Annotated in this window: 18 protein-coding genes; 6 read left to right on the forward strand and 12 right to left on the reverse strand. The window is 61.0% G+C overall.

Annotation, left to right across the window (positions count from 1 at the left end; all coding sequences use genetic code 11):
- Positions 1-202: 202 nt before the first annotated feature.
- Entirely contained in the window at positions 203-2,518 is a 2,316-nt protein-coding gene (yicI, locus tag FTE24_RS18240) for an alpha-xylosidase (protein ID WP_150230993.1), read from the reverse strand.
- A gap of 223 nt (positions 2,519-2,741) precedes the next feature.
- Here yicI and FTE24_RS18245 point away from each other — a divergent pair, with 223 nt between their 5' ends.
- Positions 2,742-3,740 carry a helix-turn-helix transcriptional regulator gene (locus tag FTE24_RS18245; protein WP_150230995.1) on the forward strand — a complete coding sequence of 333 codons (999 nt, stop codon included), beginning with the start codon at positions 2,742-2,744 and terminating at the stop codon, positions 3,738-3,740.
- Between the two features lie 100 nt (positions 3,741-3,840).
- Here the strand turns inward: FTE24_RS18245 and helD are convergent, their stop codons facing one another.
- Both helD and FTE24_RS18255 read right to left on the reverse strand, forming a co-directional pair.
- A complete protein-coding gene (helD, locus tag FTE24_RS18250) occupies positions 3,841-6,240 on the reverse strand; it encodes an RNA polymerase recycling motor HelD (RefSeq protein ID WP_150230997.1) in 2,400 nt (799 codons plus the stop codon).
- A 237-nt stretch (positions 6,241-6,477) separates the two neighbouring features.
- Positions 6,478-7,548, reverse strand: coding sequence for an aromatic acid exporter family protein (locus FTE24_RS18255; RefSeq protein WP_150230999.1), 1,071 nt, complete (start codon positions 7,546-7,548; stop codon positions 6,478-6,480).
- A 421-nt stretch (positions 7,549-7,969) separates the two neighbouring features.
- Between FTE24_RS18255 and FTE24_RS18260 the strand changes: the two genes are divergently transcribed.
- Together FTE24_RS18260 and FTE24_RS18265 are read left to right on the forward strand one after the other, a co-directional pair.
- Complete coding sequence (locus FTE24_RS18260) at positions 7,970-8,725, forward strand: threonine/serine exporter family protein (protein ID WP_150231001.1); 756 nt, start codon at positions 7,970-7,972, stop codon at positions 8,723-8,725.
- Between the two features lie 18 nt (positions 8,726-8,743).
- A complete protein-coding gene (locus tag FTE24_RS18265; RefSeq protein WP_150231002.1) occupies positions 8,744-9,175 on the forward strand; it encodes a threonine/serine exporter family protein in 432 nt (143 codons plus the stop codon).
- Positions 9,176-9,311: 136 nt separating this feature from the next.
- Here the strand turns inward: FTE24_RS18265 and FTE24_RS18270 are convergent, their stop codons facing one another.
- Both FTE24_RS18270 and FTE24_RS18275 read right to left on the reverse strand, forming a co-directional pair.
- Positions 9,312-11,495 carry a molybdopterin oxidoreductase family protein gene (locus tag FTE24_RS18270; RefSeq protein WP_150231004.1) on the reverse strand — a complete coding sequence of 728 codons (2,184 nt, stop codon included), beginning with the start codon at positions 11,493-11,495 and terminating at the stop codon, positions 9,312-9,314.
- Between the two features lie 108 nt (positions 11,496-11,603).
- Entirely contained in the window at positions 11,604-13,817 is a 2,214-nt protein-coding gene (locus FTE24_RS18275; protein WP_150231005.1) for an FAD-dependent oxidoreductase, read from the reverse strand.
- A 440-nt stretch (positions 13,818-14,257) separates the two neighbouring features.
- Here FTE24_RS18275 and FTE24_RS18280 point away from each other — a divergent pair, with 440 nt between their 5' ends.
- Positions 14,258-15,511, forward strand: coding sequence for a nitrate/nitrite transporter (locus FTE24_RS18280; RefSeq protein ID WP_150231007.1), 1,254 nt, complete (start codon positions 14,258-14,260; stop codon positions 15,509-15,511).
- 172 nt (positions 15,512-15,683) lie between these two features.
- Here the strand turns inward: FTE24_RS18280 and FTE24_RS18285 are convergent, their stop codons facing one another.
- Both FTE24_RS18285 and FTE24_RS18290 read right to left on the reverse strand, forming a co-directional pair.
- Positions 15,684-16,568, reverse strand: a complete 885-nt coding sequence (locus FTE24_RS18285) for an NAD-dependent epimerase/dehydratase family protein (protein ID WP_150231009.1) — start codon at positions 16,566-16,568, stop codon at positions 15,684-15,686.
- A 141-nt stretch (positions 16,569-16,709) separates the two neighbouring features.
- Positions 16,710-17,702: a sugar kinase gene (locus FTE24_RS18290; protein ID WP_150231011.1), complete on the reverse strand. Its 993-nt coding sequence runs from the start codon at positions 17,700-17,702 to the stop codon at positions 16,710-16,712.
- Between the two features lie 201 nt (positions 17,703-17,903).
- Here FTE24_RS18290 and FTE24_RS18295 point away from each other — a divergent pair, with 201 nt between their 5' ends.
- Both FTE24_RS18295 and FTE24_RS18300 read left to right on the forward strand, forming a co-directional pair.
- Positions 17,904-18,215 (forward strand): hypothetical protein, encoded by a 312-nt coding sequence (locus FTE24_RS18295; RefSeq protein ID WP_141449307.1) that lies wholly within the window; start codon positions 17,904-17,906, stop codon positions 18,213-18,215.
- Positions 18,216-18,362: 147 nt separating this feature from the next.
- A complete protein-coding gene (locus FTE24_RS18300; RefSeq protein ID WP_150231013.1) occupies positions 18,363-19,289 on the forward strand; it encodes an AEC family transporter in 927 nt (308 codons plus the stop codon).
- A 179-nt stretch (positions 19,290-19,468) separates the two neighbouring features.
- Here the strand turns inward: FTE24_RS18300 and FTE24_RS18305 are convergent, their stop codons facing one another.
- The 5 genes from FTE24_RS18305 to FTE24_RS18325 all read right to left on the reverse strand — a co-directional run bounded on the left by FTE24_RS18305 (position 19,469) and on the right by FTE24_RS18325 (position 24,643).
- Positions 19,469-20,617, reverse strand: coding sequence for a sensor histidine kinase (locus tag FTE24_RS18305; RefSeq protein ID WP_160441825.1), 1,149 nt, complete (start codon positions 20,615-20,617; stop codon positions 19,469-19,471).
- A 194-nt stretch (positions 20,618-20,811) separates the two neighbouring features.
- Positions 20,812-21,870: a lactonase family protein gene (locus FTE24_RS18310; RefSeq protein ID WP_150231017.1), complete on the reverse strand. Its 1,059-nt coding sequence runs from the start codon at positions 21,868-21,870 to the stop codon at positions 20,812-20,814.
- A 261-nt stretch (positions 21,871-22,131) separates the two neighbouring features.
- Positions 22,132-22,737 carry a DJ-1/PfpI family protein gene (locus FTE24_RS18315; RefSeq protein ID WP_160441826.1) on the reverse strand — a complete coding sequence of 202 codons (606 nt, stop codon included), beginning with the start codon at positions 22,735-22,737 and terminating at the stop codon, positions 22,132-22,134.
- 121 nt (positions 22,738-22,858) lie between these two features.
- On the reverse strand, positions 22,859-23,827 hold the full coding sequence (locus tag FTE24_RS18320; RefSeq protein WP_160441827.1) for a phosphotransferase family protein: 969 nt from the start codon (positions 23,825-23,827) through the stop codon (positions 22,859-22,861).
- A 291-nt stretch (positions 23,828-24,118) separates the two neighbouring features.
- Positions 24,119-24,643, reverse strand: a complete 525-nt coding sequence (locus FTE24_RS18325; RefSeq protein WP_141449301.1) for a hypothetical protein — start codon at positions 24,641-24,643, stop codon at positions 24,119-24,121.
- Positions 24,644-24,656: the final 13 nt, after the last annotated feature.

The following is a 24,656-nucleotide window of genomic DNA, read 5'->3' on the forward strand; positions in this document are numbered from 1 at the left end:
CTGCGAGTTTCGCTTGAAATGTTGACGCCTAGTCAACATTCCCCATCTTACTCGCGAATTCCGCCCAAACCGCTAACCCCTCCCCCACATAGAAGACTCCTCCCTTCCCCCTTGCGCTTTCTCCCCCTTTTTTTTCCTACGCAAATGGGGCAAAGCCGCGCTCCTTCCGGAAGACGCGTCCTTACCCCTTGCCCCGTTATTTTTACAGGTTAACCGTCACGCTGCCGCCGGCAGGCGTCAGCAGCAGGCCTTGTTCGCCGGCTTCATGCGAAGCGCCGTCCACGCCGGATACTTCGGAGATGCCGCGCAGCACGAGCTTCACGTTCTGTCCGCCCGATACGCTAATCTTGATCTCGCTGCCGCTGCGTACGGCCGAAGCTTCAACGACCGTCTTCGCGTCGAGGCCGATGATGTTCGCGGAAGCGGTCTTGCCGTCTTCCAGACCGAACAGATGCAGCGTCACGCCGTCGGCGTAGTCGTAATCCGGCTTGCTGTCCTGGCCGCCGACAGCCAGCAGCGTGCCTTCTCTGACGAAGACCGGCAGGCTCATGAAGTCGTAGTTTTCGCTGTACCAGCGTCCGCCCTGCTTCGTCTGGCCGTCCAGCAGACCTGTCCACGTGCCCGCAGGCAGATAGTAGGTCACGTCGCCCTGCTCGTTGAAGATCGGAGCGACGAGAATCGAATCGCCGAACATGTACTGGAGGTCCAGCGGTCCGCAGGTCGGATCTTCCGGGAACTCCAGGAACATCGGACGCATCATCGGAATGCCGCGTTCCGCTGATTCCGCCGCCTGGTTGAACAGGTACGGCATGAGCGAGTTTTTGAGCTTCGTGAACTTGCGCAGCACGTCGACCGCTTCGTCGTCGAACAGCCAAGGCACGCGGTACGAGTCGCTGCCGTGCAGACGGCTGTGCGAAGACAGCAGGCCGAACTGTACCCAGCGTTTGTAGACGTCGGCCGGAGCCGTCTGCTCGAAGCCGGAGATGTCGTGCGACCAGAAGCTGAAGCCGGATACGCCGAGCGACAGGCCGCCGCGCAGACTTTCCGCCATCGACTCGTACGTCGACGAGCAGTCGCCGCCCCAGTGAACCGGGAACTGCTGGCCGCCGACCGTAGCCGAACGGGCGAACAGCGCCGCTTCGTTTTTGCCGAGTTTGTTCTCCAGCACTTCGAAGACCGCTTTATTGTATTGGAACGTGTAGTAGTTGTGCATTTTGACCGGATCGGAACCGTCGAAGTAGACGACGTCTTCCACCGGGATTCTCTCGCCGAAGTCGGTCTTGAAGCAGTCTACGCCTTGATCGACCAGTTCTTCGAGCTTGCCCTGATACCATTTCACCGCGGCCGGGTTCGTGAAGTCCACGATGCCCATGCCTGCCTGCCACATGTCCCACTGCCACACGCTGCCGTCTTTGCGCTTGAGCAGGTAGCCGTTCTCCATGCCTTCTTCGAACAGGATCGATTTTTCCGCGATGTAAGGGTTGATCCAGACGCAGATTTTCAGTCCTTTGTCCTTGAGACGCTTGAGCAGGCCCGCCGGGTCCGGGAACACGTCTTTGTCCCATTCGAAGTCGGTCCACTGGTATTCTTTCATCCAGAAGCAGTCGAAGTGGAATACGGACAGCGGCAGGTCGCGTTCGCTCATGCCGTCGACGAAATGGTTGACCGTTTCTTCGTCGTAGTTCGTCGTGAACGAAGTCGTCAGCCACAGCCCGAACGTCCAGGCCGGCGGAAGCGCCGGTTTGCCGGTCAGCTTCGTGAAGTTGTCGAGCACGTCTTTCGGATTTTCGCCGCCGATGATGAAGTATTCCAGCGTTTCGCCTTCCACGCTGAACTGCACTTTGGACACGTTCTCCGAAGCCACTTCGAACGATACTTTTTCCGGATGGTTCACGAACACGCCGTACCCTTTGTTGGACAGGTAGAACGGGATGTTTTTGTACGACTGCTCGCTGCTTGTGCCGCCGTCTTCGTTCCAGATATCGACCGTTTGGCCGTTTTTCACGAACGGGGTAAAGCGCTCGCCCAGACCGTACACGTATTCGCCCATGCCCAGATCGAGCTGTTCGCGGAAGTACGTCTTGCCGGCCGCTTTGTGCTCGATATGCGCCGCGCGGCGGAACGCGCTGCCGGTCAGGCGGCGGCTGCCGTAATGGAATTCGCTGGCGAAGCCGGTGTTGCGGTTGATGCTGACTTTGAGCTCGCCGCTTTGCAGCGCCAGCAGCTCGTCGTTATTTGTAATCTGTACGTTCGTCTCCGAGCCGTACAGTTCGAATTCGGGTGTCTGTTTCACGCCGCCGGCGTGGCGGTTCAAGCGGACGCGGATCACGTTCGGCATCGGCGAGCTGTACGTCGCTTTGAGCAGCGTCGCGTTCAGCGTGTCGCCGCGTTTTTCCACTTTTTTCGTAGCGGCGTATACGGTGAAGGAATCGTCCTTCTGTACCACGTCGCGGATGTCGACCGGATTTTGCAGATTGTATCCGTCGCGGACCATCCAATATCCATCAGTAAATTTCATGCGTAAAATCCCCCTTGGCAGTGTCGAATGTCCTCGGCGCCGTTGTACGATCGCCGTGACTACAGTTATAATGATATTGATCTTTATATGAATTTTCTTCCGTTATTTTGATCTAAAGTATCGTTATTTTGATCTTTTTCCTGCTTGAACTCTTTGTAATCCCCACATTTTGGAAACGACTTCATATTTGGCGGCATGCCGCCTTGCGAAGGAGGCGAAGCCGATGGACCGCGCTTTGCTCAAAGAAGAACGCATACACGGCAATCCGATGTATCCGGTCAGCGTCTACGTCATGGAAGACCTGGATTACACGACGATCATGGATTCCCATTGGCACGAAGAAATGGAGTTCACGATCGTGACGCGCGGCACGATCCGGTTCCAGATCGGCACGGAGTATTACGAAGTGTCGCAGGGCGAAGCGATGTTCGTCCACGGCGGCGAGCTGCATGCGGGCCACCGGGTCGGCGACGAACCGTGCGCGTTCGCGGCGGTCGTGTTCGACGGGGATTTTCTGTCCAGCCGGGGCTACGACGCGCTTCAGGAACGGTTTATCGAACCTCTGCTGCAAAAAAAATCGCTCCCGCCTTCGCATCTGACCGGACGCGAAGACTGGGAGCGCGATATTCTGGGGTTGATTGCGGCCATCATCTCGGACAACGAACGTTCCGTGCCCGCTTACCAGCTGATGACCAAAGCCCGGCTGTACCAGATCTTCGCGCTGCTGCAGCAGCATATGCGCGAAAACGTCCCGGCGGCGGCCGGGGGCGACGTCGAGAAGATCGAACGGCTCAAAAAAGTGCTCGGCCATATGCACCACCATTACCCGTCCCCGATCAAGCTCGGCGACCTGGCGGGCCTGCTCAATATGAGCGAAGGACACTTCTGCCGTTTTTTCAAAAGCATGGTGCATAAAAGTCCCGTCGATTACCTCAACCGCTACCGGACCCAGCAGGCGTGCCGACTGCTCGAGAACAGCGGCCACAAAATCGTGGAGATCGCGATGGAAGTCGGATTCGACAGCCTGAGCTATTTCATCTCCGTGTTCAAGCAGCACCAGGGCTGCACGCCGTCGCAGTACCGCAAGCGTCTCAAAGCGGCCGCGGACGCTTCCCGTTCGCCGACATTTTCCCGGATCGAACCGGCGGCCGGCGGCCGTGCAGCGCAATCGCCCGGCGCAAAAAGTCGCGGAAGCGGCCCGCTTGCCTTGCCGTCATCCTGACGGGCGGGGCGGCTGTTGCCGCGCGCCTGAATCCGCTCCTGCACCGATGCACGGGTTCACGCTTGAATCCATGCAGAGGCGAGAGCCGGAGCAGCCCGGTTTACGAATCGCGCCGGTTCAGGCCGGCTTCCGCCTGCGCGCCGCGCACGTCGTACAGGCCGGGGTCCACGCCGCCGACGAACGGGCTCGGTTCGCCTTCCGCGTACAGATGCAGCACGTGCATCGCCCGCGTACAGGCGGTGTAGAACAGCTTGCGTTCGGATTCGCGCGCGTAGCGGTCGGCCGACGCGTTGTACAGCAGCGCCGCGTCGAACTCGACGCCTTTGGCGAGGTAGGCCGGCACGATGACCGTGCCTTTCTCGAATGCCGGCGTGTTCTTCGTAATGAGCCGCGTGTCCAGCCGGCCCTGCAGCCGCTTGTGCAGCTCGACGCATTCGCTCTGCGTTTTGCAGATGATGGCGATATAGTCGAGCCCGCGTTCGCGCAGCTCCCCGATATCGTCGATCAGCGCCGCTTCCATCGCTTCGGCCGATCCGGCTTCGAACCGGCGCAGCACCGGCTTGTCGCCGCTGCGGGTGAACGGCAGGATGTCTTCGCCTTCCGGCAGCATCGCTTTGGTGAATTCGGTAATCTCGCGCGTCGAACGGTAGCTGCGGGTCAGGCGCAGCACCATGCTTTCGTCGCGTCCGTACAGATTCAGCAGCGGATCGTAATCGTCCAGCGCCGAGTCATGGCCGTAAATCGCCTGATTGAGGTCGCCGAGCGCCGTCATCCGGGCACGCGGGAACAACCGCTTGAGAAATTCGAGCTGGAACGGCGTGTAATCCTGAACTTCGTCGACGATGACGTGGCGGATCGCCGTGTTCGTAATGAAGCCCTGCAGCAGCTCGCGCAGCAGCAGCAGCGGGGTCGCGTCTTCGAACATCAGCTCCGACTTGGCGAGGCGGTCGAGCGTCTGGCGCGAGAACTCGTGCCACAGCGCCGGCAGCGGACGTCCGCCGGACAGGCTCGCGAACAAAACCTCGTCTTTGTACAGCTTGCGGTACATGCCTTTGACGTCGACGAAGCGCTGGCGCTTGATCCATTTGCGGACCGGCTTCAGCCAGTCGTTGACGATCATGCGCGCGGCCGCTTCGTGCTGCTGATCGAAGTCGTCGAACGTGTCGGCAGCTCCTTTTTGCTTGCGGCGCATCAAATTGTAGGCCCGGTGCAGGGCGCTTGAATCGAGCAGTTGGATCTGTTCGTCGACCCACTCTTCTTCTCGCTGGCTTTTGCCGTATTCGCTCACCTGCTTCAGCAGCCACTTGCCCATCTGCTCGATCCGGCTCGGAATCTTGACCGTGCGATCGAAATCGTAGAACCGGCGGCGCATGTCTTCGGCCGAGACGATCTCGCGTCCCTGGAAGCGGATCGGGCGGAACATCATGCCCTGCTCCGACAAGTATTCGCGGTAGGCGCGAATCACTTCCAGATAATCCAGCGACGACTTGTAGCGGATACCGGCCAGCCTCGCTTCGTACGCCCCGTCTTGCGACGTATCGCCGCCAAGCAGGTATTCCAGTTGGTCGAATGCGTCTTCGAGCTCGAATTCGCGGCCGATCCGCCGTTCCAGATACGACTGGAACGTCGTCTGGAGCATGTTTTCTTCGCCGAGCTCCGGCAGTACCGTCGAGACGTAGCTGTTGAACAGCGAGTTCGGCGAGAACAGCACCAGCTGGTCCGCGCTCAGCGTATCGCGGTAGCGGTAGAGCAAATAAGCGACCCGCTGCAGCGCAGCCGACGTCTTGCCGCTGCCTGCCGCGCCCTGCACGACCAGCAGCCGGCTCTGTTCGTTGCGGATAATCGCGTTTTGTTCCCGCTGGATCGTCGAGACGATACTTTTCATCCGGTCGTCCGCGCTCTGGCTGAGCACTTCCTGCAGCAGCTCGTCGCCGATCGTCATCCCCGTATCGAACATGACCCGGATCTTCGCGTCGCGGATCACGTATTGACGCTTGAGCTCCATCTCGCCTTCGACGCTGCCTCCCGGCGTGCGGTAAGCGACGTCGCCCGGCGCGCCGTCGTAATACAGGCTGGAGATCGGCGCTCGCCAATCGTAGATCAGGAAATCCTGCTCGTTGTCGTCCAGCAGCGAAGCGATGCCGAGATAGATCGGCTCGGACGCCGCATCGGAACTTTCGCGAAAATCGATCCGGCCGAAATAAGGCGAATTTTTGAGCCGGCGCAGCTTGCCCAGTTGGGAATACGCGCGCTTGTGGCCGAATTCCCGCTCCGCCAGTACCTGCGACTGCTGCCGCATGCTCGTCGACGTCTCGCCGAGATCGTCCGGTTCGGCAAAGTTCATCGTGACTTCGTCCCAAAATTCTTTGCGCAGCCCGACGACGTCGCCGCGCATTTCGCCGACTTGTGCTTCAAGCCCGCGTATGCGGCGAGCGATCTTGTCCGTAACGTCGTCAACGCGCGCTTGTTCCCGTTGCCATTCCTGATCCGTCGTGTCCATATGTCCATCCCCTTTTGCCTATTGGTCTTCCCCTATTTATTTTATGCCCATTTTACCCGATTTTACCGGTCGGCGTATTCCCTAAAAATCTCAAGCGACAGAAAAAAGGAAGGAGCGCCGGACATCCGGACTTCCTTCCCTGTGTGATTCGGATGAATGCAACTACTCCTATTACTATTACCCCGGGCTTTTTTCCATAAACGGATTTGAACGAAGCGGAGCCGCCGGCCGGCTCATTTAACTACGCCAGTTTTTGGGATTCAGCCGCTGCAGCAGCGGTTTCTTGCGGCTGCGCCCGCTGTCGCCGTAATGCTCGACGAGGCGATTCAGCCGCTCCAACTGGTAACCGTAGGCATGGATCTCCGCCGCGACGATCGTCAGGCGCAGCGTGCTGCCTTCCTGCTGCTGCAAATATTCTTTCATCGCGGTGGCAAACTGTTCGTTCTCTTCTTCGAGGTTGAGCCACGGCTGGTCGTCCGGCTTCAGCTTGCCTTCGAATTTCAGCAGCACGTGTTCATGGTATTTGATCATTGATTCCAGCTGTTGGTCGAACAGCTGATCGAGCCGAAACGTGCGCGCCGTCGGAAAATAGTGCTCTTCGACCGCCTGCACCACTTCGCTGCCTTTGCTCAGCGTGCGCAGCATCTGCTTGTAGACGACCAGATGCCGGCTCTCGGTGTAGGACGGACGTTTGCGCTTATGCTGGTCTTCTTCGAGCAGATTATACTTTTCCGTCAGCGACTGGATCGATCCTTCGAGCGCTTTCTGCTCGTCGCGGAACACACTCTCCTTGATCTCGTCCGATACGGCGGTGCGCATAAGCAGCGACAGCTGCGTGAACGTCGACTGGATCTGCCCGATAAACTGCTCGCGCGGCTTCGGCGGCAGAACAAGCACGTTGACGATAAACGCCGCAAAAATGCCGATGACGCTGATCAGGAACCGGTTGAGCGCAAAATCCCACTGTCCGGAAGCTTCCATGACGGCAATGACCGTTACGAGCGTCAGCCCGATCGTATCGGCGCGCTTGATTTTGAGACAGATCATGATGACGACGATGCAGGTCAGCCCGACCGCGATCGGTTCGCTGGACAGCAGCCGGCCCGCCGTAACGGCGATAGCCGCCCCCAGCGTGTTGGTGAGCAGCTGATCCAGAAAATACGTCCACGATTTGTAGATCGTGGGCTGCATGGCAAAAATGGCCGCGATCGCGGCGATGACGGGCGGCGTCAGATTAAGCAGCATCGTCAGATAGAGCGCCAGGGTGACCGCGATCCCCGTTTTGAGCATGCGTGCGCCGAAATTCACGCCTATTCCTCCTTTGTTCGTCCGCGTCGAACCTGCGACAGCCCAAACACCCGGCCTGTTCGTTCCGATAGGTCCGACCGCTCTTTCGTTGCGTGCATGCCCCCTATTACCCGCTTTGGGAGCAAAATGATCCATGATGGAGGGGCAAGGCCCGATTCCTTAGTATAACGCCCGGACCCCGTTCGCGCAAAGTCCGGACGCAAAAAAAGGGACCGCCGCGCCGTGTGGCGCCTGCGGTCCAACATATATATTGCAAGGGGGGGTTGTAGATATAGTTTACCCAACAAAGCTTAAGACAAGCTGAAAAACAGATTTCAATTATGTTACAATGAGTTGCCATGAATAGATTAACGTACGAAAACATGCCTGTATCTATCATCGAACGACTTAATGAACGACTTAACGAAGGAGAAGAATTCCGTTGAGCCAAAAAACATCCATATACGAAACGATCGAGCTGTGCCTGCTGGCCGGCAAAATCATGCTGCAAAGCGGCGCGGAGACGTACCGGGTCGAAGACACGATGGTGCGGATCGCGACCGCTTTCGGGCTGACCGAAAGCCACAGCTACGTGACGCCTACCGTGCTGATCTTCTCGACCAGCGGCGAACAGCCGGCCAAGCTGATCCGGATCGAGGAACGGACGACCGATTTGCACAAAATCGCCGAAGTCAACGCCGTATCGCGCCGTATCGCGTCGGGCGAACTTGCCGCTCCCGAAGCGAAAGCGCTTCTGCTGCAAGCCGAAGCGGCCGCTCCGAACTATACGCTGACCGTCCAGATTCTGGCCGCCGCCCTGACAAGCGGCTGCTTCCAGATCATGTTCGGCGGCAGCTGGCCGGACTTTCCGGCCGCTTTTATCGCGGGCGGCGCCGGCTTCGCCGCTTCCGTCTGGCTGCACCGCATCGTGCAGGTCAAATTTTTCGCCGAATTTTCGGCCGCGCTGCTCGTCGGCCTGCTCGCCCTGCTGTTTATCTGGGCCGGCTTCGGCCGCGAATTCGACCGGATCGCCGTCGGCTCCGTCATGCCGCTTGTCCCGGGCCTGCTGATCACGAACGCGCTCCGCGATCTGATGGCCGGCCACCTCGTCTCCGGCATATCCAAAGGCGCCGATGCGTGCCTGACCGCGTTCGCGATCGGGGCGGGCATCGCCGTCGCGCTTATCTTTTTCCATTAGAGTAGGAGGACAACGTTGATGTGGGCTCATTTCCTGACCAGCTTTTTCGCCGCGGCCGCGTTCGTGATCTTGTTCAACGCCCCGAAAAAATCGCTGTTTCACTGCGGCCTGGTCGGCATGCTCGGCTGGGTGCTGTACGTCTTCATCCGCGGCGAGATCGGCGAAGCGCCGGCGACGCTGGCCGCTTCGCTGCTCGTCGGCATCCTGTGCCAGCTGTTCGCCAAAATCTACCGCACGCCCGTCATCATCTTCAGCGTCGCGGGCGTCATTCCGCTCGTCCCAGGCGGCATGGCCTACAACGCCATGCGCCGCTTCGTGGAGAACCGGTACGACGAAGCGCTCCAGATCGGCGCGCAGACGCTGATGATCGCGGGCGCGATCGCGGCGGGACTCGTGCTGTCGGAAGTGTTGAACCAGATGCTGCGCCGCCGGAGCGCGATCAAGTCCTGATCCAGCCATAATCAAGTCAAGACCAAGCCAAGATCCGGTCAAGACCAAGCGACAACGTCCTGCGCAATCGGCAGGAACGGCGTCGCTTTTTTGTGCGCCGCCTGTCGTTCGCCCGCAGTCGTTCGACTTCGATCGTTCAACCTTGCGGGGCGCGTACGGAGGCTGCATACGGCGGGGCGGCTTCGCCCGGAGCGGCGCAGGAAAAGACGCGGACCGGCGTCGTTTTGAATCCGGGCATTTTGCAATGCGGATCAAGCTCCGGCAGGGTCGCCCGGTTGACGTTCTGCACGCCGCCCCAGTGCATCGGAGCGAATACCGTATCGGCCCGAATCTTGGACGTCAGGCGGCTGCGCGCGTAAAATTCGCCAGCTGCGGACTCGATCCGCACCCATTCGCCGTCGCGCACGCCGAGCTTCTTCGCGGCCGACGGGTGCAGCTCCAGAAAAGCGGCCGCTTCCCGCGCTTCAAGCACGGGACTGCGGTGGGTCTGCACGCCCGTCAAGTAGTGAGGCAGCACCCGCCCGTTGGTCAGAATGAGCGGGTAGTCGGGCGAGACGGACTTGGACGGTGCCGATGCCGTCTGCGGCGGTGCGGAGAAGACGGCCCGGCCGTCCGCGTGGGCGAAGTCCTGTTCGAACATCAGCCCGCTGCTGCGCTCTTCTTCGCCGCACGGCCAGTAGACGCCTTCTTCCCGGCGCAGCCGCTCGTACGTGATGCCGGAATAATCGGCCAGTCCGCCGCGGCTGGCCCGCCGCAGCTCGTCGAAGATCGCTTCGGCAGACGGGAAACGGAACCTTTCCCCCTGTCCGAGCCCGTGCGCGATTTCGCACAGGATATCCCAATCGTCGCGCGCTTCGCCGACTGCCGGGCTCACCGCTTCGCGCAGCAGCACCCGCCCTTCCAGATTTGTCAGCGTGCCCGCATTTTCCAGATAAGAAGTCACCGGCAGTACGATATCGGCCAGCAGCGCCGTCTCGGACAAGAACAGATCCGCCACGATCAGCCCGTCCAGCTTCGCCAGACCTTCTTCGACGAGAGCCACGTTCGGATTGGACACGACAGGATTCGAGCCCATCACGAACAGCGTCCGGATCTCGGACCGGTGAATCTTCTCCATCATCTCGTAAGCCGATACGCCGGCTCCGGGTATCCGTTCGGGTTCGACGCCCCAGACCGAAGCGATATAAGCCCGGTCTTCGGCATTTGTGATAGAGCGGTAGCCCGGCAGCTGGTCCGCTTTTTGCCCATGCTCGCGGCCGCCCTGCCCGTTGCCCTGCCCGGTCACGGCGCCGTACCCGCAGCCGGGCCGCCCGATTTTGCCTGTGGCCAACACCAGATTCAGAAATTCGCGCACAGCCAGATGGCCGTCCGTCTGCTGTTCGACGCCCCGGGCCGTCAGAATCATCCCGGTCGAACCCCGGCCGTACAGCAGCGCCGCCTGCCGGATCGAAGCTTCGTCCACCCCGCAGACCGCCGCCGTCTGGGCCAGCGTCATCTGGCCGAGCGTCCGCTTCTGCAGCTCTTCGAAGCCCCGGGTACGGCCGGCGATAAACGCTTCGTCGATCAGTCCTTCTTCGATCAGCACTTTTAGCATGCCTGCCGCAAGCGCCGCATCCGTGCCTGGCCGCACAGGCAGATGCAGATCGGCGGCGGCCGCGGTAGCCGTCGAGCGGGGATCGATGACGATGATCGCAGCGCCGTTCTCGCGGGCGCGGTTGAAGTAAGGCATAAGCGTCGGCTGGCATTCCGCCAGATTCGTTCCCGCCAGAATGATACAGTCCGCCTGCGGAATGTCCGACAGCCGAAACGTCAATCCGCGGTCGAGCCCGAACGTTTTGCTGCCGGCGGAAGCGGCGGCGGACATACAAAACCGGCCGTTGTAGTCGATATATTTCGTCCCCAGCGCAAGCCGGGCGAACTTGCCGAGCAAATACGCCGTCTCGTTCGTCAGCGAGCCGCCGCCGTATACGCCGACCGCGTCCGGCCCGTATTTTTCGGACGAAGCCGCGAGCAGCTTCACCGCCTCCTGCGTCGCTTCCGCCCAGGAAGCCCGCACCAACCGTCCTTCGCGCCGGATCATCGGATACCGGAGACGTTCGCGGCTGACCGCATGCTGATGCGCGTTCTGCCCTTTGACGCACAGGCGCCCTTCGGAAGCGGCATTGTCGTCTCCCTGCGCGCGCAGCGCCGTGCCGCTGCCGACCGCGGCCGGCCCTTCTTCGAGCCGGATCTTGCACTGCACGCTGCAAAACGGACATTGAGTCTGCCGGGAAGCCGTCGCTCCGCTGCCGGGCCCTGTTTCGGTGAATGCGTTGAACATAAGCCGCCTCCTTTTCAATAGGCCGATCCATTCGATCTGGTTGATCCATTCGATTCATTCGATCCGGTTGTTCTGTTCGCTCTGGTCGATCTAATCGATTTAACCGATTTAATAAGCAGCGGATTCCGCATTCGCTTCCTCCGCCAACCGCCAAGCCAGTTCTTCCCGAAGCGTGCGATCCAGCAGAATCTCCCGCACGGACCTGAGCCCGAACCGTTCAAACCATTCCCACAGCGCCTCGCCGTAAAACGCTTGTTCCCGGTACAGCTGCAGCAGCGCTTCCCCGAGCAGGGCGGCCTCTTCTTCGCTGGCCGCCACTCCGATCCATTCGCCGGCGCGGACCGGATGCTCCGCATGCCCGCCGGCATACAGTTCCCATCCGGCCGGGCAGCGCCCGAGCCCGATATCCCGAACCGCGATGCCCCGCGGATCTTCGGGACCGGCCGAGACCGCCGCGTCGACCGGCCCCGGCAGCGCCGCCGCCCGCAGGCTGCGGACCAAGCGCTCGCCGATCCGGCGCGCCGCTTCCGCCTCCGCATCAGCCGGCGCGAACATCCCGGCCGGCTCCGCCCGCCCCTCGATACCCGCTTCGCGCAGGGAATAGCGCCGCGCACCGCCCGCTTCGTCTTCCCGGGCGCCGCTCCCTCTTCCGACCTGCCAATAATAGAGCACGGCCGGCCGGCAAATGTCGCAGCCGCCCGCCCATTCCCGCTCCGGGATCAAGCGCACTCCCCGGCCGGGCATACCGCCGCGCGCGAAGCCCGGCCCGCCCGGCGCATAATCCGGCCGGGCGTTTTCCGCCGCAGCTTTGAGCCCGGCGCGGCCGAACGGCACGCAGCCGCAGAGCGCCTCCTCGCTGTCCGGCGCTTCCGCGGCGGCTTCGCCGGCCAACACCAAGCCCGCGCCCGATTTCGCGTAGTCGACGAGCGCTTCCACCATCGGCCGGCAGCCTCCGCAGGAACCGGAAGCGCCCGTAGCCCGCTTCACCTGATCGGCCGAACTCAGGCCGCCCGACACGACCGCCTGCACGATCGCATCTTTGCTGACTTCGTTGCAGGCACAGACCTGTTCCCCGCCTTGCAGCGCCGCGGCCGCTGCCTGCATCCCTCCGCCGGCTCTGTCGCCGGAACTTCCGCCGGCATCCAGCGTATCGGCGGAAGCCTGCCGCGCGATCAGCTTCAGCAGCGAAGTCGATTCCGCCGTGTCTCCGTACAGGATCGCGCCGACGATACGCCCGCCTTGCATCGTCACTTTGCGGTACAGGCCGCGCAGGCCGTCTTCGGTCCGCTGCGCGACTTCCGCCTGGTCTTCGCGGATCTCTCCCGCCGAGAAGACGTCGACCCCGGCGACTTTGAGCCGGGTATGCAGCGTCGAGCCGACATACGGCTCGTCGGAAGCGCCGCACAGCCGGTTCGCCAGCACTTTGGCCTGCTCGTACAGCGGAGCGACCAGGCCGTAAGCGATGCCCCGGTGTTCGGCGCATTCGCCGACCGCGTATACGCCCGGCATATTCGTCTGCAGACCGTCGTCCACGACAATGCCGCGCCGGATCGCGATGCCGCTGGCTGCGGCAAGCTCCGTGTTGGGCGTGATTCCGACCGCCAGCACGACCAGTTCCGCTTCCATGCGCCCTCCGTCCGCGAAGCGCAGCCCTTTGACCCGGTTCAGACCGGTAATGGCCGTGGTCGTCGTGTTCAGCCGGAACCGCATGCCCTGGCTTTCCAGTTCTTTGCGCAGCAGCTTGGCCGCCGTCTCGTCGAGCTGCCGGTTCATCAGAAACGGCGCATTGTGCACGACCTGCGTGTCCATGCCGAGATTCAGCAGGCCGCGGGCCGCTTCCAGCCCCAGCAGGCCGCCCCCGATCACCGCGGCCCGGCGCACGCTGCCGGAAGCGCGGATCATGGCCGCGCAATCTTCCAGATTGCGAAAAGCGATAACGCCGCTTTTGTCCACACCGGGAATCGGCGGCACGAACGCGGACGAACCGGACGCGATAATGAGCCGGTCCCAGGGCAGGCACAGTCCCGAAGAGGTCTCCACTTCCCGGCGTTCGCCCGTCCGAATGCGCACGGCCCGTTCGCCCGTATGCAGCGCAATGCCATGTTCCCGGTACCATTCATACGGATTCAGCACAATATCGTCGAAGGAAGAATGGCCCTGCAGCACTTTGGAGAGCATCATCCGGTTGTAGTTGGGATGACGTTCTTCGCCGATCACCGCCAGCTCGAACCGGTCGGGAGCCAGCTTCAGAATTTCTTCCAGACAGCGGATGCCCGCCATCCCGTTGCCGATCACGACCAGCTTCGGTTTTTGTTCGCTCATGTCCGCCTCAGTCCTTTCTCGCTTTTCGTTTCTCGTTTTTTTGCATTCTTTCGATTTGAAAAAAAAGGACACAAAAAGCCTATCTTCTTTCCGCGGCGGAAAGAAAAATAGGCTGCGCTGCCGATGCAAAGCGGTACGCCATTGTACCGAATAGCTATTCATAGAGTAGAGGAACAAAGCATCGAAGTCAATCTATATGTAATTATAACTAACATTAAAAGTGCGATAAATTCTATTTTAGCTGATTTTTGAGCTTTTTAAGTAAATTATATTGACACAAATCCTTTAAATTTTTATACTTTGCGTAGTCAAAGACCGCACAACGCTGTGAGGTCTGCATCCGGCAACGAGGCCGCGGTTCGTTCTTTCTTCATAGAACGAGCTGCGGCCTTTTCGGAGTTTCCGGCTTTTTCAACCGATCTGCGAGGAGATGAGACGAAATGGAAAACGCAAAAAAGAGTTTTTGGAAAAGCGGCCACACCCCGAGTTTGTTGAGCGCCTTTTTGTACTTCGACATGAGCTTTATGGTGTGGGTGATGATCGGGCCGCTGGCTGTCGTTATCGCGGCCGACTATCCGATGGACCCGCTGCAAAAAGCGCAGTTGGTCGCCCTGCCGATTCTCGGCGGCTCGATTCTCCGGCTCGTGCTCGGAGCGCTCACCGATTATATCGGCCCCAAGCTGACCGGCCAGATCGGCATGCTGCTCACGCTCGTTCCCCTCGTGATCGGCTGGCAGTTCGTCCAGTCGCTTGAGCAGCTCTACGTGGTCGCCCTTCTTCTCGGCATCGCCGGCGCTTCGTTCGCGGCGGCTCTCCCTCTCGCCGGGCAGTGGTATCCCAAAGAACACCAGGGCCTCGCGATGGGGATTGCGGGTGCGGGCAACAGCGGCACCGTGCTCTCCACCTTGTTCGCGAACCGGATCGCGCAGCATTTCGGCAGTTGGGAAATCGTGTTCGGCCTGGCGATCATTCCGATCGCCGCCGTATTCGTGATCTTCACCCTGTTTGCCCGAAACAGCCCGAACCGTCCCGCTCCCAAAAAGCTGTCGCATTACGCTTCCGTTCTGCGTCAAGGCGATGCGTGGGTGTTCTGCCTGTTCTATGCGGTAACTTTCGGCGGGTTCGTCGGCCTGTCCAACTATTTGACGATCTTCTTCAATGCCCAGTACGGTCTGTCCGCAGTCCGGGCCGCCGACTTCACGACGATCTGCGTCATCGCGGGCAGCTTTTTCCGGCCTTTGGGCGGCTTCCTGTCCGACCGGATCGGCGGAATCCGCATGCTGACGATCCTGTTCGGCGGAGCCGGTCTGATGCTTGCGCTCGTCGCTTCCATGCCGCCTCTGGCGGTTGTCGTCCTGCTGCTGTTCGCCGGCATGATGTGCCTCGGCGCCGGCAACGGAGCGGTGTTCCAGCTCGTTCCGCAGCGCTTCGGCAGCGAATTGGGTCTGATGACCGGCATCGTGGGCGCGGCCGGCGGGCTGGGCGGCTACGCGCTGCCGATGCTGCTCGGCAAGCTGTATCAGATGACCGGCAGCTACACGCCGGGATTCGTCTGTCTCAGCGGCGTCGCGCTGCTGGCTCTCGTCCTGCTCGTCGTCATCCAGCTGAGATGGCGCACGACCTGGGCGGCCGCAGGCGGGCTTGCCGCTGCCGCTCCGGCTTCGCCCGGCAATTCCGGGCAGCTGAATTCCTGATCTGCGCCGCTGCGGTATGTAACAGTTCTCCTCGTTGAACGCAAACGTCTTGTTGAACGCGAAAAAAACGACGATGGCTGAAGCAAGCTTCAGCTGTCGTCGTTTTCCGTTTCGGGCTGTTTTTTCGATGCAAAAAGGTCTCACAGCTTCAAGTCAAGGCTCAGCGCAGCAATCAGTTCTGCCGGCCCGCCAGCTCCCGGACCAGACCCGGCAGCCAGTCGTCCAGCTCCCGGAACTTGAATCCGGCTTCTTCGGCGCGGGACGTATCCATCGCCCAGTGGTCGGGAATGCCGAACGGCGAGCCTTCGCTGTCCGGGCCTTCCGGAAGCACGATCGCCTGGCCGCCCGTCTCCCGGTCGATCGCGCCCAGTACCTGGCGCAGCTTGGGCTTGCCGGCCGAAGCCGCGTTGAACGGTCCGACCGCCTCGATCCCGCCCAGCCACAGCAGGAAGTCCGCCGCTTCTTCTTCATGGATAAAGCAGATGCGGGCCTCCGTATTGGGCATCACGAACGACACGCCGCTTTTGATCCGGTCCACATGAAACTGCAGACGCTTCGTATAGTCGTTCGGGCCGAGCACGATCGGGAAGCGCGCCGCAGCCGCGGGAAACGGCGCTTCACGGAAAAAGACGGCTTCCGCCTGTGCTTTCCCTTCGCCGTAAGGCACTTTGTCCACGGGACCTGCCGGAATTTCCAAAGCGGCCGTGTCCACAAGTTCTTCCTTCATGTCCGCCGAACCGGTTTCGTACACGCTCAGGCTGGACGTCAGTACGTAACGGTCGATTTTGCCGGTAAAGACCCGTATCGCCGCCCGGGCTTCGTTGGCATCGTAGCAGATGTTGTCGTAGACGACGTCCCAATGCCGGCCTTCCGCGGCTGCAGCCAAAGCGGCTTCGTCCGTGCGATCCGCCCGGATACGCGTCACCCGTTCACCGAAAGGGTCCGGCGTCGTGCCGCGCGTCAGGATCGTGACCGCATGCCCCACCTCCAGCAGCTTTTCCACCAGAATTTTGCCAAAAAAACGAGTGCCTCCCAATACCAGTACGTCTTGCGCCATGATGTAAGCCCTCCTGTTTGTCCGTCGATTGTCGGCAGCCGGCCCGCTGCCTGTTCGCAAACGCCGGCGCCGGTTCCATGATTCAGCATAACCGCTCCTGCGCATAAAGCAAATCGACGGCAAATAACCCCCCCGGCGGACTTAACGCGTCACGTGCTTGTGTCCGCCCTGGATACTCCGTACTTCCGCAAGCGTCGGCAGTCCTTCCCAGTCTCCCTTGAACTGCGTCGCCATCGAGCCGAGCAGGTTGGCCCGCCGCAGCGCTTCGTGCAGCGGCTCTTCGCCGAGACCGTCCGCAAGCTCGCTCCGGTGCTCCAGCAGTACGGACAGCAGGCCGGAAGCGAACGCGTCGCCCGCGCCGACCGTGTCGATCAGCCGGTCGACGGGGAACGGTTCCGCGCGCACGACCGCTTGGCCCGCAAATCCGATCGAACCTTCCGCGCCCAGCTTCATCGCGACAAGCTTCGGCCCCATCTCCAGAAAAGCCCGGCCGTACTCTTCGATCTCTTTCGGGCCGAGCAGGAACTCCGCTTCCTCGTCGCCCGGCATGAAAATATCGCACAGCGGAATAAGCGACAGCAGCGTCTTGCGCGCCAAGTCTTCGCTCCACAGCTTGCGGCGCAAATTCGGATCGAACGAGATCGTCAGTCCCAGCGCCCGGGCCCGCTGCATCAACAGCCGCGTCGCTTCGGCCGTCTCCGGTCCGAGCGCCGGCGTAATGCCGGTCACGTGCAGATGTCCCGCGCCTTCCAGCCACGCGTCGTCCACCATGTCCGGAGACAGCCGGCTTGCCGCCGAGCCTTTGCGATAATAGTACACCGCGGGATCGCCGTACCGTTTGAAATCTTTGAAATAGACGGCTGTCGGCGCTTCTTCGTCGCGGACGGCATGCGAGACGTCCACGCCCTGACCGGACAGCGTGCTCAAGACGAGGTCGCCGAACGGATCGCTGCCGAGCCGGCCGATCCAGCGCACTTTTTTGCCCAGCCTCGACAGACCGATCGCTACGTTCGATTCCGCGCCCGCCAGCGACTTGGTGAACAGCGGCTCGTACTGCAGCGCCCCCTGATTGTACGACTGAAACAAAATCATGCTTTCTCCGAGCGTGACCACGTCCACTTCCGTATTCCGCATTTCCGTAAGTCTCCTCCCCGCACTCTCCGCCGCTTCGTTTCTGCCGCAGCCGATGTCCGTCTGTTTTTGGATACGCTATCATTAAACTTCCTTCAGTTTACTCGGTAAATGCCTGCCGGACAAGCCCATGCCCCGCCGGATTGGCCCTGCGCGGCGCTCCGCTGTTATAATGAGGAAACGTTTGAAGAAAAGAGGGAAACTATGGCATTCGGAATCGACAGACAGGAGCTGACACGCTGGAAAGAAGCGGTGGAACGCGGCGAGATCGCTTATTTGACCCATTTTTGGCTGCATCCGCGCTTTCCCGGCGTCACCTCCGTCACCAAGGTCGGCTGCTCCGATCTCGACCGGCTGGCGCGCTGGTGCGTCGACAACGGACTCAGCCCTGCCCATATCCACCGCCGCGAACGTTATCCGCACTTCGACCTGATCGGTCCGAGACAGGCGGAGATCCTGCGGCGGGAAGGGCTGCTGGATCAGCTTGAACGCTTCGTGGAGCGCCGGCGCCTATAAGCGTATAGGCACACCGTATTGGACGGACCCGCCCCGCTGCGATACAGTGGGTTTATCACGCGGGGCTTCGGTCGCTTCGGCGCGGTCGGCGCTTCCGGCCCGCTGCGCCAGCGGCCGCACAGCGCCGGCAGGCGAAGGAAGGTTCTTATGCTGCTGTCCGTTTTCGTTACGATGTATCACGTTTTTCTGCCGCTGTCGCTGCCCGTGATCGCCGGCATTTTGCTGCGGCGGTTCCGCGGACTCGACACCAAGCCGCTGTCCGTGCTGTCGTTGTACCTGCTCAGTCCGGCGATCATCTTCACCACGCTGCTGAACGCGCGCGTCTCCGCCGAAGACGTCGGCATCACGGTCGCGTTCAGTCTGATCAACCTGCTATCTATGTGGGGTGTGTCCATCCTGCTCGGACGTCTGCTCAAGCTTGGCGATCCGGAAAAAGCGGGCCTGACGCTCGTCGCTTCGTTCACAAACTGCGTCAATTACGGACTGCCGCTCGTGCTGCTGGCATTCGGCCAGTCCGGACTCGACAAAGCGGCCGTCTACGTCGTCATGCAGATCATCATCGTCAATACGGTCGGGGTGTTTTTTGCGGCGCGGTCGCATTTCTCGATCAAGCAGGCGGGCCGGGCGATGCTCAAGCTGCCGGCGCTTTACGTGGCGGCGCTGGCCGGCCTGCTGCGCGTAACCGGGATCGAGCTGACCGACGTCGTGCAGACCGGCGTCAATCTGCTGGCGGGCGCGTACTCGCCGGTCGTACTCGTCATCCTCGGCGCGCAGATGATCGGAGCCGTCCGCGGCGAATGGCAGCCGAACCTGCGGCGGGCGTTCCGGGCCGGCCTCGCACTGCGGCTGCTGGTCGCTCCGCTGCTGAGCTGGGTGATTCTGCTGCTGCTCGGGGCGGAGCCGCTGCTGCTCGGCGTGCTGCTCGTGCTCGCTTCGATGCCGACGGCGGTCAACGCCGTCATTCTGGCCGAGCAGTTCGGCGCGTCGCCGAACTTCGTCTCGCGCTGCATTTTGTGGACGACGCTCGCGTCGTTCGTCGCGCTGCCGCTGCTGCTCGTCTGGACGGCTCCGTGAAGCGGAGCGGCAATAGCAGCCTAGCGCGGCCGGCATGGAGGCAGGTTCGGGCGAAGCCGTGAGTCGCAAAGTGCCGGAAACGGCAAAAAAAGGAGACGGTCCCCGGGGACCGTCTCCTTTTGGTAGGCGTTATGCGGCCGGGAGGCTCGACATGCCGCGGTCGGGACCGGACGCAAGCGCTATTCGGCTTCGCCTTCGGTCGAGAACGGAAGATCGGCATGGAATGCGGTGCCTTCCCCTTCGCGGCTCTCGACAGAGATGCTTCCGCCCATCAAGCCCGTCAATTCTTCGCAAATCTTGAGTCCCAGCCCGGAACCGCCGTACAGGCGCGCGTGCGAAGCGTCCGTCTGGCTGAACGCTTTGAACAGCTTGTCCATATGCTTCTCCGGAATGCCGATCCCGGTATCCCGCACGGTGAAACGGATACGCACTTCGCCGGCTTTGGTCCACTCCGGCAGCACTTCCGCCGACAGCGTCACGCTGCCGTGTTCGGTGAACTTGAGCGCGTTGCCGATCAGGTTATCGAGAATTTGGCGCAGCCGGTGCGGATCGCCATAGATGCGCTGCGCCAATCCGCGGCCGATCGACAGACTCAGCTCCAGCCCTTTTTCCGCGGCGCGCAAGTAATGCGCTTTGAGAATCGAATCCAGGATGTATCTCAGATTGAACTCGATCCGCTCCAGCTGGATGCGACCGTCGGCCGCGCCGGCCAGATCGAGCGCGTCGTTGGCAATATTGAGCAGGGCATCGCCGCTGCCTTTCGCCAGTTCCAAATATTCGCGTACGTCTTCCGGCAGGTCTTCGTCCATGAGCACGATGTCGAGCAGCCCCATCATGCCGTTCATGTTGTTGCGCATCTCATGATTGAGCTTGCCGATAAATTCCATCAGCGCCCGGCTCTGCCGGTGGGCGGAACGCGCCGCGTGGGCCGCTTCTTCTTCCAGCATCTTGCGGTCGGTCACGTCGTACTGCAGCCCGACGAACAATACGCAGCGGCCTTCGGCGTCGAAGATCGGATCGATGTTCAGTTCGTTCCAGAACAACGTTCCGTCTTTGCGGTAATTCAAAATTTCCGTCCGGACCGGCAAACATTTGGACAATCGATCGCGAATGTCCCGCACCGTCTCGCTTCGGGTCTCTTCCCCCTGCAAAAAACGGCAGTTGTGGCCGACCGCTTCTTCCCGCGAATATCCCGTCAGCTGCAGGAAATATTCGTTGACGAAAATAAGCGGCTGCTCCGGATCGGTTGCGTCCGTAATCGTGACGGACGAGCGAAGCTCTCCGATGATATGCGTCCAATCCGGATTCGAAGCCGGCAAATCCCTCATCTTTCCGTCCCCTCTCCTCATTCGCCCCCCGGCGAGTCCGTTCTGATTCAAACCTTGTTTAGCGTACCATAAGAGCCGGTTTTTTTCCTGCCTTGCCTGCTTTTGGGACAAAAAAAAGCGGTTCTTCCCGATTACGGAAGAACCGCCCAGCTTCGCCGTGCAGCCGGAGTCCGACTGCCTGCGGTCAGACGTCCTTACACGTAATAAGGACGTACGCATACCGGCTTCGATACGCTCACCGTATGGCCGGTAAAGGCCAGACGTCCGCTTTCCTTATCGACGGTGAATACGGCGATGTTGTTCGCGTCCCGATTGGCCGCGAGCAGATGGCTGCCGCTCGTCGTCAGCGCGAAATGGCGCGGATGGCCGCCTTCGGTCGAAATATGCTGCACGAGCGTCAGCTTCTCGCCCGCTTCGTCGAACGCGTAGACGACGATGCTGTCGTGGCCGCGGTTGGCGCCGTACACAAAGCGTCCGTCCGCGGATACCGCGATTTCGGAGCAGCCGTTCTCGCCCGAATAATCGGACGGAAGCGTCGGCACGACTTCGATCTCGCTCAGCGATCCGCTGTCGGCGTCGTAGCGGTACGAAGCGATCGTGGAATTCAGCTCATTGATGACAAAAGCAAAACGTCCGCCCGGATGGAACGTAAGGTGGCGGGGTCCGGCGCCTTGGGCTGCCTTCGTGTCGCCCTGGGCGACGAGCTTGCCGGCTTCGCGGTCGATCGCATAGGTGCGGATCAGGTCCAGGCCGAGATCCTGCACGAGCAGGAATTTCTCGTCCGGGCTGAAGAACGCGGAGTGCACATGCGGAGCCGCGCCGTCGATCGGCTCGTGCGTCTGGACGTCCAGCAGTTCGCCGACATGGCCATTTTCCTTGAGCGATACGAGTCCGGCCATTCCGCCGTGATAACTCGATACGACCAGGAAGCGGTTGTCCGAATCGCGCTGGACGTGGCAGGTCGTGTTCGGCGTCGTGATCGTGCGGTTGAAGCGCGTCAGCGTGCCATTCGGATCGAAATGGATCATCATGACTTCGCCCGCTTTGCCGCTGTCCGTTTCGACTTCGCCGATCGCGTAAATATGGGAATGCTCGACGTCCACGTTCAGGAACGTCGGATTTTTGAGGCCGGACGTCTGGTCGAGCAGTCGAAGCTCGCCGGTCGTCTCGTCGAACTCGTACGTATAGACGCCGCTCGAAGTCGATTCGGCGTAAGAGCCGACGAAAACGAACATTTTTTGATTGGATGTCATGTGTATTCCTCCTGGTCCTCATTCGCCGCCATTCGCGGCCGAAACGCGCACAAGCCGCTTCCGCCGCGGATGCGGCCTGGTGTCCCGGCGCCCGCCTAAAGCTGGATCGCCCGGTAACATGGACTTTATTATCGTTCCATTATAACGTAAAGTCCCGCAAATCCCAAATCGCTTATTCCAAGCGAAAGCGGCCGGATCGGCGGCTGCTCCCGATCCGGCCTTGCGTTTGCCGAAGGCGCGGGGCGAAGGGTTCGTCCCGATTTATACGGCTACACCGGCTTCGAGGCCGACGGCGCGCAGAGGTTCCGGGGCTTTCTCGGCAGCCGGCTTGAAAAACTCGAAGAAACGTACCGTCTCGTCGTAATCCGCTTCGTCCCGGTAGATGCCGGCCAGCCGGCCCAATTCCAGAGCGAAATCGACGTAGCCGTAAGCGTGCGCCGTTACGAGGCCGCTGTCCGACACGACCGGACGCTCCAGACGCGCACCGGTCGGCGCGGCGGCGGAAGCTCCGGCCGGCGCGGTGAAGCTGCGGCCGCGCGCGAGGCCGGCGTCCAGCGCAAGCAGCGTGCCGGAGCAGATCGCGCCCACGGTGCCGCCGCAGGCCTGAACCGCTTTGAGCAGGTTTTCGACTTCGCTGCGGCGCGCGATCTGCGAGAGATCGCCGCCCGGCACGATAAAGAGATCGACAGAGCCCGCTTCCACCCGTTCGATCGTCATATGCGGCACGATTCGAAATCCTTCGTGCGCGGTTACAGGCTCCGGGGACAATCCGACAGTAATGATCTCGCCGGCCGTTTTCATCAAACGCGCCGCGAGCACGACCTCGAACTGCGTAAAGCCGTTATAGACAAGAATGTACGTTTTCAATTGCCAAATTCCCCTTCCGGTTATCCGATAACTTTTGCCTGAGTCTGAGACCAAGCTCCACTTTTCAAATAACCCCGAAGTGTGGCGTTCGAATCGGGTTTTGCGCGCATATTCCGAATTTTTATAAGGCGGCGAACCAGGAAGGCCGATCGCTCGCGAACCCGTCATGGTCGAGCAGCAGCCGGTCCGCCATCTGCAGCGTCTCGCCGAACGTTTCGGGACGCTGCTCAAGCGTATCCGCGAGCTGCGACAGAACCCCCGACGCCGCATACAGCGCGTACAGCCGCCAGAACAGGTCGTCGGGCGCCTGCCCGCCGTGGTACCCGAGAATCTGGCCGGTGCAAAACAGCGGACTGAGGCTTCGGCTGTGCAGTCCGAGCCGGGCGAATTCATACACCGGGTCGCCCCAGCCGAATCGTTCGAAGCCGATCACGCCGACCAGCCGGCCCGTATGTACGATCAGGTTCGCCGGACCGAAGCTGCCGTGCAGGAAAGACTCCGGCCGGCCTTCGGCAAGCTTGGAATCGGCCCTGATCTTCGCGGATGCGACTTCCGCGCTCGCTCCCCACGCGCCGCCCGCTCGGAGCACCGCTTCGGCGCGTTCGATCCGGCGGCGATGCCGCACAGCCCACGCTTCGGCGGGCTCGGGCACGGCGCAGCAGCCGATCCGGCTCAGCTCTTCCCCCGCCTGCATGCCGATCCGCAGCTGCTGCGGCTTGGGCGTGAGCGGCAGGATGCGCTCCGCGTCCGTCCCTTCGATATACGACAAGAGCAGGAAAAACAATCCGTCCGATTTCCATTGCCCGAACGCGATCGGACGCGAGCAGTGCACGGTCATCGCCTGCATCCGGTGCAGCGCTTCGAATTCGGCCCGTCTGAGGTCGAACGAGAATCCGTCGAACAGACGCAGCAAGTAAGCGCCGTCATATCCGTAGAAATGAACTTTGTATTTGCGGTCCGCGGACCCGCCTTCACTGATCGGATACGCTTCGATGATTTCGCCCAACGGAGCGATTTTGCGGCCGAGCAGCCTGAGGACGCCGTTCTCCGTGCCCGCTGCGTGCGCCTCATTCCTTTTTTTACCGTCCAACTCGTTCTCACCTCCTGCGGGAATTTTCCGATCGACCGCCTGCGGCAGTCCGTTCGTATCGTGCCGGTCCTATGCCTATAGGCCGGGTATGGTGTGCTTGATTATACGCGGAAAACCTGTGTTTTTGAAGGCAGTTACAGAAAAATGTTATTTTTTCGACTATAATCGATTATTTTCGCGCTAAAATAAACCCGTTAACAAATAAAACGAGAGACAAGCCGTGGTCGGCTCGTCTCTCGTTGTCCCTATACTATCGGCTTTCCGGCGCAGCGTCAACCCTTATTCGCAATTTTATGCTTTTCCGGTTACACCGACGCGGCGGTACAATTCGTCAAGATGCGACAGCACCCACTCGTCTTCCGGCGCATCTTCCAGCCGATAATTCAATTCGTCGTGAAAATCCTGGATCATGAAGCCTTCCGGCGCGCTGCCGAGCACTTCGTCGAAATCGTAAACCGGCAGGTCGACGACGCCTTTGGCCAATCCCTCGAACCAGTTCATCCAGTCCGGCAGTGCCAGCACGCCGCGCGCCCAGAGATCGAACTGCAGGCTCAGCACGTCCTGCATCCGGTCGAACTCCGCCGGTTCGGCGAACCGCCGGCTCGCCGCAACCGCCGTGGCGTACAGCTCGCCCAGCGCTTCGAGTTCCGCGGCGGGCGGCTGGTGTTCCAGTCCGCGCATATAATCTTCGACGGCAATCGTCTCGCCGTTGTCGTACAGCATCGGCGTATTCGACAGCAGCCACAGCGCGTGCTGCACATCGTCTTCCACGATCTCCCCGCGCAGCGCGGCATTTGTCCATTCGTGCAAATTCATCGTATTCCCTCCA

The organism is Saccharibacillus sp. WB 17 (assembly GCF_008634075.2).
GTDB classification, from domain to species: domain Bacteria; phylum Bacillota; class Bacilli; order Paenibacillales; family Paenibacillaceae; genus Saccharibacillus; species Saccharibacillus brassicae.

Bases quoted from the DNA above. Each gene is read 5' to 3' on its own strand.
- yicI (WP_150230993.1), bottom strand. From the start codon at position 2,518: ATGAAATTTACTGATGGATATTGGATGGTCCGCGACGGATACAATCTG.
- FTE24_RS18245 (WP_150230995.1), top strand. From the start codon at position 2,742: ATGGACCGCGCTTTGCTCAAAGAAGAACGCATACACGGCAATCCGATG.
- helD (WP_150230997.1), bottom strand. From the start codon at position 6,240: ATGGACACGACGGATCAGGAATGGCAACGGGAACAAGCGCGCGTTGAC.
- FTE24_RS18265 (WP_150231002.1), top strand. From the start codon at position 8,744: ATGTGGGCTCATTTCCTGACCAGCTTTTTCGCCGCGGCCGCGTTCGTG.
- FTE24_RS18270 (WP_150231004.1), bottom strand. From the start codon at position 11,495: ATGTTCAACGCATTCACCGAAACAGGGCCCGGCAGCGGAGCGACGGCT.
- FTE24_RS18275 (WP_150231005.1), bottom strand. From the start codon at position 13,817: ATGAGCGAACAAAAACCGAAGCTGGTCGTGATCGGCAACGGGATGGCG.
- FTE24_RS18280 (WP_150231007.1), top strand. From the start codon at position 14,258: ATGGAAAACGCAAAAAAGAGTTTTTGGAAAAGCGGCCACACCCCGAGT.
- FTE24_RS18285 (WP_150231009.1), bottom strand. From the start codon at position 16,568: ATGGCGCAAGACGTACTGGTATTGGGAGGCACTCGTTTTTTTGGCAAA.
- FTE24_RS18290 (WP_150231011.1), bottom strand. From the start codon at position 17,702: ATGCGGAATACGGAAGTGGACGTGGTCACGCTCGGAGAAAGCATGATT.
- FTE24_RS18295 (WP_141449307.1), top strand. From the start codon at position 17,904: ATGGCATTCGGAATCGACAGACAGGAGCTGACACGCTGGAAAGAAGCG.
- FTE24_RS18300 (WP_150231013.1), top strand. From the start codon at position 18,363: ATGCTGCTGTCCGTTTTCGTTACGATGTATCACGTTTTTCTGCCGCTG.
- FTE24_RS18305 (WP_160441825.1), bottom strand. From the start codon at position 20,617: ATGAGGGATTTGCCGGCTTCGAATCCGGATTGGACGCATATCATCGGA.
- FTE24_RS18310 (WP_150231017.1), bottom strand. From the start codon at position 21,870: ATGACATCCAATCAAAAAATGTTCGTTTTCGTCGGCTCTTACGCCGAA.
- FTE24_RS18325 (WP_141449301.1), bottom strand. From the start codon at position 24,643: ATGAATTTGCACGAATGGACAAATGCCGCGCTGCGCGGGGAGATCGTG.